General features: G+C 64.0%; 15 protein-coding genes and 1 pseudogene. 9 read left to right on the forward strand and 7 right to left on the reverse strand.

Going from position 1 to position 13468, the window contains the following annotated elements; all coding sequences use genetic code 11:
* The coding region (locus EOB59_RS30365) for an autotransporter outer membrane beta-barrel domain-containing protein (protein WP_128289942.1) at window positions 1–1280 on the forward strand (1280 nt) is incomplete at its 5' end.
* Between the two features lie 49 nt (window positions 1281–1329).
* Here the strand turns inward: EOB59_RS30365 and EOB59_RS30370 are convergent.
* Together EOB59_RS30370 and EOB59_RS37245 are read right to left on the reverse strand one after the other, a co-directional pair.
* A complete protein-coding gene (locus tag EOB59_RS30370) occupies window positions 1330–1953 on the reverse strand; it encodes a LysE family translocator (RefSeq protein ID WP_127270197.1) in 624 nt (207 codons plus the stop codon).
* 96 nt (window positions 1954–2049) lie between these two features.
* Window positions 2050–2172 (reverse strand): hypothetical protein, encoded by a 123-nt coding sequence (locus EOB59_RS37245; RefSeq protein WP_127270199.1) that lies wholly within the window; start codon window positions 2170–2172, stop codon window positions 2050–2052.
* A gap of 238 nt (window positions 2173–2410) precedes the next feature.
* Here EOB59_RS37245 and EOB59_RS30380 point away from each other — a divergent pair, with 238 nt between their 5' ends.
* From EOB59_RS30380 to EOB59_RS30415, 8 genes are all read left to right on the forward strand, one after another.
* Window positions 2411–3178, forward strand: coding sequence for a L,D-transpeptidase (locus EOB59_RS30380; protein WP_127322091.1), 768 nt, complete (start codon window positions 2411–2413; stop codon window positions 3176–3178).
* A 100-nt stretch (window positions 3179–3278) separates the two neighbouring features.
* Window positions 3279–4445, forward strand: coding sequence for a diphosphate--fructose-6-phosphate 1-phosphotransferase (locus tag EOB59_RS30385; RefSeq protein ID WP_127808243.1), 1167 nt, complete (start codon window positions 3279–3281; stop codon window positions 4443–4445).
* Between the two features lie 35 nt (window positions 4446–4480).
* Window positions 4481–5200 (forward strand): MBL fold metallo-hydrolase, encoded by a 720-nt coding sequence (locus EOB59_RS30390; protein ID WP_128289949.1) that lies wholly within the window; start codon window positions 4481–4483, stop codon window positions 5198–5200.
* 245 nt (window positions 5201–5445) lie between these two features.
* The gene (locus tag EOB59_RS30395; RefSeq protein WP_128289943.1) at window positions 5446–6966 is read left to right on the forward strand and encodes a DegQ family serine endoprotease; all 1521 of its coding nucleotides are present in this window, start codon (window positions 5446–5448) and stop codon (window positions 6964–6966) included.
* A 150-nt stretch (window positions 6967–7116) separates the two neighbouring features.
* The gene (locus EOB59_RS30400) at window positions 7117–7728 is read left to right on the forward strand and encodes a sulfite oxidase-like oxidoreductase (protein WP_127320467.1); all 612 of its coding nucleotides are present in this window, start codon (window positions 7117–7119) and stop codon (window positions 7726–7728) included.
* Window positions 7725–8471 (forward strand): FAD-binding oxidoreductase, encoded by a 747-nt coding sequence (locus EOB59_RS30405; protein WP_128289944.1) that lies wholly within the window; start codon window positions 7725–7727, stop codon window positions 8469–8471. Before EOB59_RS30400 ends, EOB59_RS30405 begins: the two co-directional genes overlap by 4 nt.
* 100 nt (window positions 8472–8571) lie before the next feature.
* The gene (locus tag EOB59_RS30410) at window positions 8572–8805 is read left to right on the forward strand and encodes an AbrB/MazE/SpoVT family DNA-binding domain-containing protein (protein WP_128289945.1); all 234 of its coding nucleotides are present in this window, start codon (window positions 8572–8574) and stop codon (window positions 8803–8805) included.
* Entirely contained in the window at window positions 8802–9209 is a 408-nt protein-coding gene (locus EOB59_RS30415; RefSeq protein WP_127267349.1) for a type II toxin-antitoxin system VapC family toxin, read from the forward strand. Before EOB59_RS30410 ends, EOB59_RS30415 begins: the two co-directional genes overlap by 4 nt.
* Before the next feature lie 19 nt (window positions 9210–9228).
* On the opposite strand, the gene EOB59_RS30420 is transcribed toward EOB59_RS30415, so the two are convergent.
* From EOB59_RS30420 to EOB59_RS30440, 5 genes and pseudogenes are all read right to left on the reverse strand, one after another.
* The gene (locus EOB59_RS30420) at window positions 9229–10704 is read right to left on the reverse strand and encodes a nucleotidyltransferase family protein (RefSeq protein ID WP_128289946.1); all 1476 of its coding nucleotides are present in this window, start codon (window positions 10702–10704) and stop codon (window positions 9229–9231) included.
* Window positions 10701–11378 carry a glycosyltransferase family A protein gene (locus tag EOB59_RS30425; protein ID WP_128289950.1) on the reverse strand — a complete coding sequence of 226 codons (678 nt, stop codon included), beginning with the start codon at window positions 11376–11378 and terminating at the stop codon, window positions 10701–10703. Before EOB59_RS30425 ends, EOB59_RS30420 begins: the two co-directional genes overlap by 4 nt.
* Window positions 11378–12130 (reverse strand): glycosyltransferase family A protein, encoded by a 753-nt coding sequence (locus tag EOB59_RS30430; protein WP_128289947.1) that lies wholly within the window; start codon window positions 12128–12130, stop codon window positions 11378–11380. Before EOB59_RS30430 ends, EOB59_RS30425 begins: the two co-directional genes overlap by 1 nt.
* Window positions 12131–12185: 55 nt before the next feature.
* Complete coding sequence (locus EOB59_RS30435) at window positions 12186–12920, reverse strand: glycosyltransferase family A protein (RefSeq protein ID WP_128289948.1); 735 nt, start codon at window positions 12918–12920, stop codon at window positions 12186–12188.
* 14 nt (window positions 12921–12934) lie between these two features.
* A pseudogene (locus EOB59_RS30440) lies at window positions 12935–13468 on the reverse strand (serine kinase); the annotation flags it as partial.

Below are 13468 nucleotides of genomic sequence, written 5' to 3' on the forward strand. Positions count from 1 at the left end.
ACTGGTACCTGCGCTCGACGCTGAACACGCCGGCCCCTCCGGCCGCCGCCCCGCCGGCGCTGGAACCTACTGCGCCGCCGGAACCAGAGCCGCCGGCGGCCGAACCGCCGCCGCCGCCGCCTTCCGAGCTGCCGCCGACGCCGCCTCCGACCGAGGGCGACATCAACAACCCGCCGGTCGATCCGACACCGCCGGTGCAGGCCGCCGATCCGGAGCCCGAGCCGCCGCCGGCACCACCGCCGGCACCAGTTGCGGATCCGCCCCCGCCCCCGCCGGTTGTGCCAACGGATGTGCCTGACCTGCCGACACCGGCGGCGGGCGAGGAGATCCTGCTCTATCGCATCGAGGTTCCGGTCTATTCCGCCTTGCCCCCGGTCGCCGAACATCTGGCGATGACGACGCTCGGCACCTTCCACGAACGGCGCGGCGAGCAGAGCCTGTTGTCGAACACCGAGCTGTCGCCGGTCTGGGGCCGCATCTTCGGCCAGGACAGCAAGATGGCATATTCAGGAACGGTATCGCCGTCCTTCGACGGCACCCTGTTCGGCCTCCAGGCGGGCTTCGATCTGTTCGGCCGCGAAACCGCGTCGGGCCAGACCGATCGCGCCGGCCTGTTCGTCGCCTATGCCAGCATGAATGGCGACGTGCGCGGCCAGGCGCTGGGCTGGGACAATCTGTCCGTCGGCAGCATGGATATCAACGGCACCAGCGTCGGTGGCTACTGGACCCGGATCGGTCAGGGTGGCTGGTACCTGGACGGCGTCCTCATGGCCACCTTCTTCGGCGGAGACGCAACATCGTCGCGCGGCATCGGCATCGACGTCGGCGGGACCGGTGTCACCGCTTCGCTGGAAGGCGGCTATCCCATCGCGCTGGGGCAAGGCTGGACGCTTGAACCGCAGGCGCAACTGGTCTGGCAGCAACTGTCGCTCGACGATGCATCGGACCGCTTTGCTTCGGTTTCCTTCGATACCGACGGCAACGTGACCGGCCGGCTCGGCGCACGGCTGCAAGGCGAAACAACGATCAATGGCATGGCGCTGCAGCCGTACCTCAAGGCCAACATCTGGCACGATTTCGGCGGCACGAGCCATGTCAATTTCGACACCACCGATATCTCCACCGAGGGCAGATCGACCTCGTTCGAATTCGGTGGCGGTGTGATCGCCAAGGTGACGGACAAGGTCAGCATCTTCGCCACCGGCGACTACACCACCAATCTCGGCGGCGACGAGCGTCGGATACTCGAAGGCAATCTTGGGTTCAGCGTCAAATGGTAAGGTTGATCATGACCCGAAAACAATTTCGGGGTCATGAGCAAAAAGACAGCTAATTGCTGGAACGCATCGCCACCGTGGCGATGCCGGCGCCGACCAGCAGCGTGCCGCCGGTGCGGTTGAAGATCCGGATCGCCTTGGGATTGCGCACCACGTTGCGTGCGCGTGAGGCGATCAGCGCATAGCCAAAGGCATTGGCGAAGGCGAGCGCGAGGAAGGTCGTCTCGAAGATCAGCATCTGCGTCCAGAAATCGGCGTGCCGGTCGAGGAACTGCGGCAGAAAGGCGACGAAGAAGGTGATGCTTTTCGGGTTGAGCGCGGTGACCAGCCAGGCGTGCGCCATCATCTTGGCCGAGGAGACCGCGTCGGTGCGCGGTTCGGCTTTCAGCGCGCCGCCGGCGCGAAACAGTTTCACGCCGAGATAGATCAGATAGCCGGCGCCGATCAGCTTCAGGATGGTGAAGACACCAGCCGAAGCTGCCAGCAGCGCGCCGATGCCCAGCATCGACAAGGTCATCGCGGTGAAGTCGCCCAGCGCCACGCCGATTGCCATAGGCAGAGCGGTGCGCCAGCCCTGGCCCAACGCGTAGGACACGACGAGAAGGATGGTCGGACCCGGAATGATGAGGAGGATCGTCGACGCGGCGGCGAAGGCGGCCCAGTTTTCGAAGGACATGCTCGTCTCCCTTGAGCTTAAAGAAGAGGATAAATCCTCAGGCCCAGGAGAATGTAAAGAGGCGATTTCCCTGACTGCGCCAGCGGCAGATCGGTGTCAGTTCGCGCCGCTCAGCGTGCTCACGATATCGGCCAGGCTGACATTGGCACCGAGAACGGTTGCCGCCGCGACAATGGCAGCGGCAAAAAGCTTGATGTCGGTTTTTAAGATCTTGCACATGGAGGCCCCTCGCTGATGGTTCGAGGAGTAGGAAACGCCGGCGCCGGGAATATGACCCGGCCGAGGTCTTTTTGTGCAGCAGCCTTCGTTCAAGCCCAGGCAAGAAGGTCGGACATCGTCAAGGCCATGCGCAAATGCAGGCTGTGCAACGTCTTCACGCTTTATCAACCATGAATGATGAAAATGCCCGCTATCCGGCCGGACCGTGCTTCCCGCCGACAGCGTAGGGTCTGGGTATATGCGTGAGTTGCCGCAAGGTCTGACGCCGCCGCGAAATGGCGACGCAATCGAAACCGATCATCATCTTTCCCGCCGCGCCATCCTGTCCGGGGCAGGGGCGCTCGCGCTGCTGAGCGCCGCCGGTTGCTCGACCTCGGGCTTGGGTCTGCCGGCGCTCGAGCTCGACGACGTCACCACGGGTTCCGTGCGGCCGATCCGGCCAAGCATCAGCGTCGACAAGAACATCACCAGCCCCGGCGTCATGTATGCCGGGCTGACCGACGGCGGCTTCAACGTGCCGGAAGTGCCATATCTGAAGGTCAAGCCGGAATTCCGTCGCCAGATCGTCGTCGACACGACAGGCGAGGCGCCCGGCACCATCGTCGTCCATCTCAAGGAGCGCATGCTCTATCTCGTCCAGCCGGGTGGCGACGCCATTCGCTACGGCGTCGGCATCGGCAAGGATGGCTTCCGCTGGTCGGGTCGCGCCAACATCCAGTACGGCAGGGAATGGCCGACCTGGACGCCGCCGCCGGAGATGATTGCCCGCAAGCCTGAACTGGTGAAATGGCAAGCCGGACAGCCCGGCGGCCTCACCAATCCGCTCGGCGCGCGTGCCCTCTACATCTACCAGGACGGCAAGGACACCGGCTATCGCATCCACGGCTCGCCCGAATGGTGGAGCATCGGCCAGGCGATGTCGTCGGGCTGCGTGCGCCTGATCAACCAGGACATCATCGACCTCTACAGCCGCGTCTCCAAAAAAAATCCGGTCGTCGTCGTCTGACGCTTATGCGGCGTGTTGGCGCCGCTCGAAACTCCCGTTGCGCGATGCGGCAAGACAGGCCAAGGTGCCTTGAAAACCATCGCGCCGGGAGAAATCAAGCATGGCTGGAACGTTTGTCATCGCGCAGGGCGGCGGCCCAACCGCCGTCATCAACCAGACGGTTGTCGGGGCGACACTGGAGGTCCGCAAGCGGCATCCCGGTGCCAAGGTGCTGGGCTCCATCCATGGTGTGCGCGGCATCCGTGACGGCAATTATATCGACCTTTCCGCCATCCCCGAGGACCGGCTGCGGCTGATTGCCGGCACGCCGAGCGCCGCCCTCGGCTCGACCCGCGACAAGCCCGACGCCGCCTATTGCGATGTCATCCTCAACGGCCTGAAGAAGGCCGGCGCCGACGCCTTCATCTATATCGGCGGCAACGACACGTCGGGTACCCAGCAGATCCTGACCGATGCCGCCGGCGGCTCAATTGCCTTCGTCCATGCGCCAAAAACCATCGACAATGATCTCGAGGAAAACGACCACACGCCGGGCTTCATTTCGGCGGCCGAGTTCGTCGCCGGCGCCTTCCTGTCCGTCGATCTCGATTTTCGTGCGCTGCCCGGCATCTATGTCGGCATCGTCATGGGCCGGCATGCGGGCTTCCTGACCGCGGCCGCGGCCGCCTGGCAGCTCGACCCCGACAGCGGCCCGCACCTCGTCTACGTGCCCGAGCGCCCATTCTCGGCCGCCGGCTTTATCGACGACGTGCGTGCCACGCTCGATCGCCACAAGCGCTGCATCGTCGCCGTTTCGGAAGGCGTCAGCACCGCCGACGGCAAGGCGCTGGTCGAAAGCCTGGTGCCGCCGGACAAGCTTGAGCGCGACGCGCATGGCAACGTCAAGCTGTCGGGCAGCGACCTGCCGGCCGCACTCGAGCGCGCGTTGGCGGAAGGCCTGCCGGGCAAGCGGGCCCGCGTCGATGCGCTCGGCTACATGCCGCGCGGCTATATCGGCGCCATCAGCGCGGTCGACGCGCAGGAGGCGTTCGATGCCGGCGCTTTCGCCGTCACCGTCGCCGAACAGGGCGGCGGCTCGGTGGCGTTGCAATATGACGGCACCAGAACGGTGCTGAAGAAAGTGCCGCTCAAGAACGTCGCCGGCAAGACACGCCACATGCCGGACGATTTCATGAAGCCCGATGTCAATCAGCTGTCGGATGCCGGCATGGCCTATCTCAAGCGGCTGGTGCCGGAAAAGTACAAGGTCGGGAAGCCCTTCGTCTGATGCCGGGCTCACACTTGATGCCCGGCTCACAGGTGATGCCCGACTGGTTCAGCAGGAGCGTCGTCGACGACAAGACGACGATGCTGACCGAGCCCTTCGTCCATGCCTATGTTCGGGCCAATATCTGGCATCTGCGCGGTCGCGATGCCGACCTGCTCGTCGACACCGGCATGGGCATCTGTCCGCTGGCGCCGCAGATCGAGACGGCGGAAGGCAAGCCGCTGCTGGTCGTTGCCACCCACATCCATCTCGACCATGTCGGCTCGCTGCATGAATTCCCGTTGCGGGCCGGGCCAAGGATGAGCGCGGCCCGGTTCGAGACCATGGATGAGGCCGCGACCTACGCCTACATGTTCCATGACCTCGACGGTGCCGTCTCGAAACTGCCGGCGCCCGGATGGAAGTCGGCCGACTACAGGATCCCGCCCGCGCCGTTGACGCGAACCCTGGACGAGGGCGATGTCGTCGATCTTGGCGACCGGCAATTTCGCGTGCTGCATTTGCCGGGCCATTCACCGGATTCGATCGCGCTGTTCGACGAGGTCGACGGCCTGTTCTTCAGCGGCGATGCCATCTACGACGCCATGCTGATCGACGACCTGCCGGATTCCGACCGAGCCGCCTATGTCAGCACGATGCGGCGCCTGCTCGACCTGCCGATCCGCATCGGTCATGGTGGACACGGACCGAGCTTCGACGGCAAGCGCATGCGCGAGATTGCCACGGCCTATCTCAAGCGAGCCGCCGGTGGCTGAGGTAGCGAGACAGCAAGGTGCGGCCCGACGACTTTGCGACCCTGCCGCCGTGCGGATATTAAATCTTCGTAAGGTCGCCCTAAAACCCTAAATCGGGCGAATCCGCGCCCTAGATGCAAGGCCGTCGATCCGGTTGGCTGCCATGTAGGCGAGACGGGCAATTGCGACCTCGACACGCCGATGACCGATTTCCCCGCACGGGAGAGGCCACGGCGCTGGATCAACTCTCGCCCGGACAAACGACCATGTCAGATATCCTTCGCAGGCATCGCGTCGCGGCCTTGCTGGGCGCTGCGCTGATCATATCCCCCTTCGTCATGTCTTTCGCCCAAGGCGAGGGCAACACCATTCCGACGACCCAGACACCTGTCGCCGGCATCACCGCGCCCAATGGCTCGTTCGCACCCATCGTTGCCGCCGACAAGCCGGCGGTGGTGACGGTCACCACCGTCATGAAGGCACAGCCTGAAACGATGAGCGATGCATCTCCTTTCGACGGCGGCTCGCCTTTCGATGACTATTTCCGCCAGTTCTTCGGTGACCCGGGCATGCCGACGCCGAAGACGCCGCCACAACAGCAGCCGCAGCGCGCCGAGGCGCTGGGTTCCGGCTTCATCGTCGGCGCGGATGGCACCGTCGTCACCAACAATCACGTCATCGATGGTGCCTCTTCGATCAAGGTGACGCTCGACGACGGCACCGAACTTCCGGCCAAGCTTGTCGGCCGCGATGCCAAGAACGATCTCGCCGTACTCAAGGTCAAGTCGGACAAACCCCTGCCGACCGTCAAATGGGGCGATTCCGACAAGCTCATGCCAGGCGACCAGGTGCTGGCCTTCGGCAATCCGTTCGGCATCGGCACCACCGTCACGGCAGGTATCGTCTCAGCGCGCGGCCGTGACCTGCATAGTGGCCCGTTCGACGATTTCATCCAGATCGACGCGCCGATCAACCACGGCAATTCCGGCGGTCCGCTGGTGGATGTCGCCGGCAATGTCGTCGGCATCAACACGGCAATCTATTCACCCAATGGCGGCAGCGTCGGCGTCGGCTTTGCCATTCCATCGGATCAGGCCCAGAAGGTGGTCGCCAAGCTGATGAAGGGCGGCTCCATCCAGTACGGCTATCTCGGCGTTCAGATCCAGGAGGTGACACCGGATGTCGCGAGCGCCATCGGGCTCGACCATTCCGGCGGCGCACTGGTCTCAGAGGTCAACGATGGTTCGCCGGCGGCCAACGCCGGCATCGAGACGGGTGACGTCATCACCAGCTTTGCCGGGCAGGACGTGAAGGACCCCAAGGACCTGTCGCGGGCGGTCGCCGATGTCGCGCCGGGCGCCAGGGAAACGGCGGATGTCTGGCGCAAGGGCAAGCCGATGCGGATTTCCGTCGATGTCGGCCACAACAGCGACGATGTGAAGACCGCGTCGCTGGACGACGGGTCCGGCGCGCCGAGCGCCGGGCGCGCTCCGGCGATAGGGCTCGGCTTGATGGATATAACGCCCGACATTCGCCAGCAGATGAACCTAGCCGGCAAGCAGCACGGCGCGGTGGTTGCCAGCGTCAACCCCGACAAAGCGGCCGCCGCTTCCGGAATACAGGCCGGCGACATCATCGTTGCCGTCAATCAGGTGCCGGTCAAGAACGCCAGGCAGGTAACCCAGGCGATCGCCTTGGCCGGCAAGTCCGGCAGGAAATCGGTGCTGTTGCTGGTCGAGCGTGGCGACGCTCAAATGTACATCGCGGTGCCTTTTGCCAATGGCTGAGAAATGGCGTTGACGTGAACATGGGAGCGGCAGGTCCATCGGTGACGATCCCGCCGGTCTTCGCCCGTCAAGATTTCGGTTGCCCGTCACGGCATCTTCGAGAACATTGCGTCAGGCCGATAGTGGCCTGATTGCATGGGGATTGCCGCTATGGTCACCCGAGGTTTCTCTTCAGGACGGCGCCCGCCAGCCGATGGCGATGCCCGCATCCCGCCAGGCCAGTATCTGGAACAGGGTTTCCCGGTGCTGTCGGCCGGTCCGACGCCGCGCGTGCGTACCGAGGATTGGTCTTTCACGCTGAAACATGGGCCACGCCCGATCAAGAAATGGAACTGGACCGAGTTCAACGCGCTGCCGATGACCAAGATGACACGCGATATCCATTGCGTGACAGCATGGACCAAGTTCGACACGCCGTGGCAGGGCGTGCTGGTCGACGATATCCTTGCCGATGCGGGTGTGGAGCCGCCGACCGGCTTCACGCTGGCGCACGCGTTCGACGGTTACACCACCAACGTACCGGTCGCGGATCTCACCGCCGGCAAGGCCATGGTGGCGCTGCTCTACGAAGGCAAGCCGATCACACCGGACCATGGCGGCCCGGCAAGGCTGCTGGTGCCGCATCTTTATTTCTGGAAGTCGGCCAAATGGTTGAACGGCCTGCAATTCACCACGCGAGACGAGCCCGGTTTCTGGGAATTGCGCGGCTACCACATCTATGGCGACCCATGGCGCGAGCAGCGCTACACGGACGATCCATGAGCGATTCGGCGGCAGTGCAGTCGCCCTGGCAAACAGCCGGCATCGTCCGCATCGAAAAGCGCACGCCGCGTGTCACCAGCTTCTTTTTCCAGCCGTCTCGGCCCTTCGCCTATCGCGCCGGGCAGCATGTCGACGTCAGGCTGACGGCGCCGGACGGCTATCAGGCGCGCCGCTCCTATTCCATCGCCTCCGCGCCCGAAACGAACGGCGCAATCGAACTGGCGATCGAAAGACTCGACGATGGCGAGGTCTCGCCCTTCTTCCACGAGGTCGCGGCAGTGGGCGATGAAATCGAACTGCGCGGGCCGCTTGGCGGGCATTTCGTCTGGCCGGAGGATGAGAGTGGACCGCTTGTTCTGGTCGGCGGCGGTTCGGGCGTCGTGCCCTTGATGTCGATGCTCCGCCACCGCGCCGCGCGTAATTCAGCGGTGCCCGTCGTCCTGGTCTTTTCGGTCCGGGTCTGGGACGAAGTGATCTTTCGTCACGAGTTGATCGCCCTCGACGAACGCCAGGACGGCTTCGACCTGATGCTGACACTGACGCGCGAAGCCGCACGCCGTCCAGCCGACTATGCGCGGCGGGTAGACGTCGCGATGATGGTTCAAGCCATGACGCGGCTGCCGGAGCCGCCTGGCATCGCCTTCGTCTGCGGCTCCAACGCCTTCGTTTCCGCGGCCGCCCAAGCGCTGATCGATGCCGGCGTTGCAGCCGAAATCATTCGCACCGAACGCTACGGAGTTTGAACGGACTCTGGCGGTTCGGTCGAGACACGATGCTTCAAGCCTTGAAAATCGACCGACGAGGTAATACCTTGTCGGAATATGGTATTACCAAGGAGTGAAGATGGCCACCACCGTCACGGCAAAGGGACAAGTGACCATTCCCAAACCCGTCCGCGACCTCCTGGGGATCGTCCCGGGCAGCAGAGTCGATTTCCGGCGCGCCGCCGATGGCAGCGTGGTGTTGGCTCTGGTTGACAGAAAGCCGCCTGCGAGCCGCTTCGCCAATCTGCGCGGCCATGCCGGCGAGGGGCTCACGACCGAGGCTATCATGGCGCTGACGCGTGGCGGAGCGTGACGTTCGTCGACACCAACGTTCTGCTCGACCTTGTTACGGACGATCCCAATTGGGCGGGCTGGTCGATCGCGCAACTCGAGGCGGCAAGCCTCGATGGGCCATTGTTGATCAATGATGCGGTCTATGCAGAACTTGCCGTTCGCTACATCAGAATCGAGGATCTTGAGGCATTTCTGGATGCGGCCGGTCTCGAAATGGCTCCGATGCCAAGAGCCGCCCTTTTCCTTGCTGGAAAGGTATTCACGCAATACCGCCGATCAGGAGGATCGAGGACCGGCGTCTTGCCTGACTTCTTCATCGGCGCACATGCCGCCGTCACCAAGCTTCCGCTTCTGACCCGTGATGTCGGCCGCTACCAGACCTATTTCCCATCCTTGAGGCTGATCACTCCCGACGCCTTATAGCTGCCGGGTGGGCCTTCCTTCAGCCGACCGGTGAGAAATCCGCCGACAGCAACTGGAAAGGCAAGGCGCCATAGGCGGCCACCGTGGCCGCGTCGTTCCATTCGCGAAACTGTCGCGATGGTCGCGCCTCGAGCGTCAAGGCAACTCGCGCGCCGCCGAGCGTCACCTTGCCGCGAAAATGCAGCACGCGTTCCCTGCCGGATCGGCTGATGGCCATGGCGCGTAGGCGGGCAATATGCTCGCCACCGTCATTGATCTCCATCTCGATGCGGCGCCGGACCGGCGGAACGCCGATCCTGACGGTGATATCGAGCATCATGTCGCCGGTCGTTTGCGGACAGGCGATGGCCTGCGAAAACACCAGAGGCGCCGATGCCGCTTGCGGCTTGCGCGCGGCCGGTCTGCCGCGCCAAGGTTTGGCGGGCGGCACCTGCTGCAACCGGCCCTTCTTCCGCTTCAGGCGCAACTGCTTGGCAAGCCCGCGCGACAGCCAGACCAGGCCACCGAAATCCGTGCGCGGCTTGGCTTGCAGGACCGACGACCAACGCGACAGACCAGCCCGGTCGGCCATCTCCAAGATTCTGGCCATTGTCGGTTCCGGCACCGGAATGCCGATCTCGAACGTTAGATAGGATAACGCCACCGCCGCTGAAACCGCCAGGCCGCGTCTGCCGACGATGTCGAGGAACGTGTCCCAATCGACGTCTTCGCCATGGATGGCGACCGCGCAGTCGACAAGCCAGTCGCTGTGGGTATGGGCGTCGAGGCCGCCATGGGCGATGGCCAGGGCCATGCGATCGGCCGGCGACGGCACGTAGACCGCGACGCCGCTGAATTGTGCCGGGACCGCCCGTTGCCAGATCGCCAGGTCGTCTTCCGCGCTCGTCTGCGACCCGTCATAGCCGAGCTGGTGCAGGTCGATGTCACCGAAACGGCCCTTGAAGAAGTTCATCGACCGCAGCGACGCCAACCGGGTTCGCAGATATTGCGCGCTGACGCCCGAGGCGATCTGCCAGTCGCGATCGCGCAAGATGTCGAAGACGGCAGCCATGTCGCGCGGGCGCACCAATATGTCGATGTCGTGCGCCACCCGGCCACGCTGCGCCGACGCGTTCAAGGCAATGCGGCTGGCGCCCTTTATCAGCATGATGTCGGCGCCGCCGTCTGCCATCGCCTTCAGCGCCGGCTCGGCCTCGCGCATCGCCATGCGCGACTTCGTCCACAGCATCTTCTGCAGGCCGACGAGGCGCGGATGGGCGGCATGCCCGGCCAGCTTCCTGCCGAACCTGTCGGAGATGGCGGCGAGCAGGCGATGTTCTCGAAACGAGACGAGATCGATGTCGTTCTCGTCCAGCCAGCGCGCGGCGCAGCCGGCGGCTGCGTCCTCATCGGAGAGCAGCGCCGCCTTCAGCAACAGGTCCAGCTGGCCGGTGGGCCACGACCAGCCATAGTCCGGGAAGCGGCGGCCGATGCGGCGAACGGGCGTGGCGTTCAACTGGAACCTGCCTTGTTCTGGGCTCGCCGCTGCATGGCGAGCCTTGCGACCTGGAGGTAGCCCCGGTCGCGTGCCGGATCGCGGCCGTAGGAAAGGCTGCCCGGACGGATGCGGCGCAATGCAAGCACGTCGTCGAGCATGGCAAGGGCAAAGCCTGCCTCACGAACCCGGGCGATCCAGTCGATCATCTCGCCGCGACCGCCTGGTGGGTCGATGATGGGACCGACGCTCTGCGCCACCTCTTGGCGGATCATCATCGTCGTGCGCGACCAGCCAGCTCCACTGGTCGCATCGGGCAAATCGGGGCTGTCGCCGCGAAACGTCCGCCAATGCGTAAAGACGCCCGTTGTCCCGGGATGACGGTCGAGATGGACCAGCTGCTTTTCGATCTTGTCCGGCAGCCACAAATCGTCGGCATCGAGCGTCGCGATGAGCGGCGTCGAGAGTGCCGCAATGCCGCGGGTCGTTGCGCTGCCAGGTCCGGCATTGTCCTGTCGCAGCACCGTCACCGGCAGGTTCATCGCTTCGATCACCGCAGCCGTATCGTCGGTCGAACCGTCATCGACCACGACGATGGCCTCCGCCTTTGCCGTCTGGGCCAGAACGGAGTTCAGGGCAGCGCCTATGGTGGCGGCCGCGTTGAAAGCCGGAATGACGACGCCGTAGCCTGCCATCAAAGGAACCGCCACTGCGCGAGATCCTTGAAGTCGAAAATCCCCTCCACCCGGCGCAAGCTGGGGTCGGCCTTGCGACGCTTCATCGACTTGTGAATGGCGCGCATGAACTCGCGAAAGGGCACATCGGCTTCCTTGGTCATGTTGCCGGGATGACGCCTGTAGTAGAGGGCCACCGTATCGGGCATAACGTATTTTGTCTGGCTCTCAAAGATACGCAACAGATAGTCGGTGTCCTCGGCCTGTTTGAAATCCTCGTCGAAATCTCCGGTGCGCTCGATGAGGTTTCGCGCAAAGATCCCGGCGGACAGGTGGATCCCTCGCACGGTGATGGAGTGGCTGTCGGCGGCCGGTTCCAGCGTCTCGCCATCTATCTTGTCGACCAGTGTCATGCGCGAATAGGTCAGGTCCAGGCCAGGATCTTCTCCGAAGCAGGCGAGATCCGCCTTGAAGCGCCCTGTCGGGGAGATGTCGTCCGAATCGAGAAACGACACCAGACGAGTCTGCGGCAGCAACTGCTTCAGCCCGGCATTGCGCGCTTTGGTGACCCCGCCATTGATCTGCTGGAAAAGACGAATGCACGGGGCCTCGTCGATCAACGACCGTACGACGGCTGCCGAACCATCGGTCGACCCATCGTCGATGACGATGATGTCGAGATCGATGTCTTCGCGCTGCCTGAGCAGCGAGCGCAGCGCGAGGCCAACGAATTGTTCGCGATTGTAGACCGGCATGATGACGCTCAGCTTCATGGGCGTCTCCGGCAGCGTTCCGGGCTTGGCTGATCCGACTTGATTGTGTCGAGCATCATAGCATCCGCCAATCGGTGGGACTCTTCAATTCGAAGATTCCCTGGACCTCTCGCCGTGCCGGATCGGCCTTGCGCCGCCGCATCGACTTGTGGATTGCACGCAAGTGGTTGCGGACCCTGCCGCTATGCTCCTTGGTGACATTTCCGGCATGGCGTCGGTAGTAGATCGCGACCGCGTCCAACAATTCGTAGTTCGGTCCCGCCTCGAAAACGCGCAGCAGATAGTCGGTATCCTCAGCCTGCTCGAAATCCTCATCGAACTCGCCCGTCCGGTCGACAAGCCCTCTGCTGAACACGGCGGCGCTCAGCGAAATTCCCCGAAGCGTCATCGTGCGGCTGTCGACTGCCGGTTTCAGCCGCTCATCGTCAATCCGATCAACCAGCGTCATCAGCGAATAGGTCAGCTCGAGTCCGGGGTCTGCTCTGAAGCGTGCAAGGTCCTTCTTGAACCGTCCGGCCAGCGAGATGTCGTCAGAATCCAGAAACGAAACGAACTCCGCATCCGGCGGCAGTTGCCGCAGCCCGGCGTTGCGCGCCCTGGCCACGCCCATGTTGGATTGCTGGAACAGTCGGATACAGGCGTTTTCGCGCATCATCGAGCGCACGGCCCCAGCAGAGCCGTCGGTCGAGCCGTCGTCGATGACGATGATGTCGAGATCGGCGGCGTCCCGCTGCCGCACCAGCGAGCGCAATGCCGAAACGACATAGCGCTCACGGTTGTAGACGGGCATTATCACGCTCAGTTTCACGAAGCGCCCCGCGTGAGAAAGTCCGCAATCGTGCCGGCTATCTCCTGTGGCTGCGTCCCCAGCGACAGACGATAGCACGGCAGCAGGCGGGTCAGGTCGCTGAAGAAGCGAAAGCCGCTCTCCCGCTCGCCCGGCATCTGCGCTATGCCCGACGGCGCCAAGGCGATCATGGCATCCCTGCGCGACATCGGCACGATCGAACTTGCCTCGCCTCCGCCGATATGTGGCACCAGCAGCGCGACAATGTCGAGAGTTTCAGGCACCGGCCGGGGCGCGATGTCATCAATGTGAAAAGCATGCTTGCCTTGCCAGTTGAGCGGACCATGCGCCGGCAGCCGGTGCTTCAGCCCAAGCCGAGCGAATCCCTGGGGATCCTGCTTGAGTGTTGAAAACAGCGGGCGGGCAGTCACGCCGTTGGAGAGGTCGACCAGTACATAGTCGTCGCCGACGCTGTCCAGTCCGTTGAGGAGGCCGGCGGCGACGGTTCCGGATTTCCCGGCCCCGCCCGCGCCGGCCAGCAGCACGCCCCT

It is taken from the genome of Mesorhizobium sp. M7A.F.Ca.MR.176.00.0.0 (genome assembly GCF_004023165.1).
Classification (GTDB): Bacteria; Pseudomonadota; Alphaproteobacteria; order Rhizobiales; family Rhizobiaceae; genus Mesorhizobium.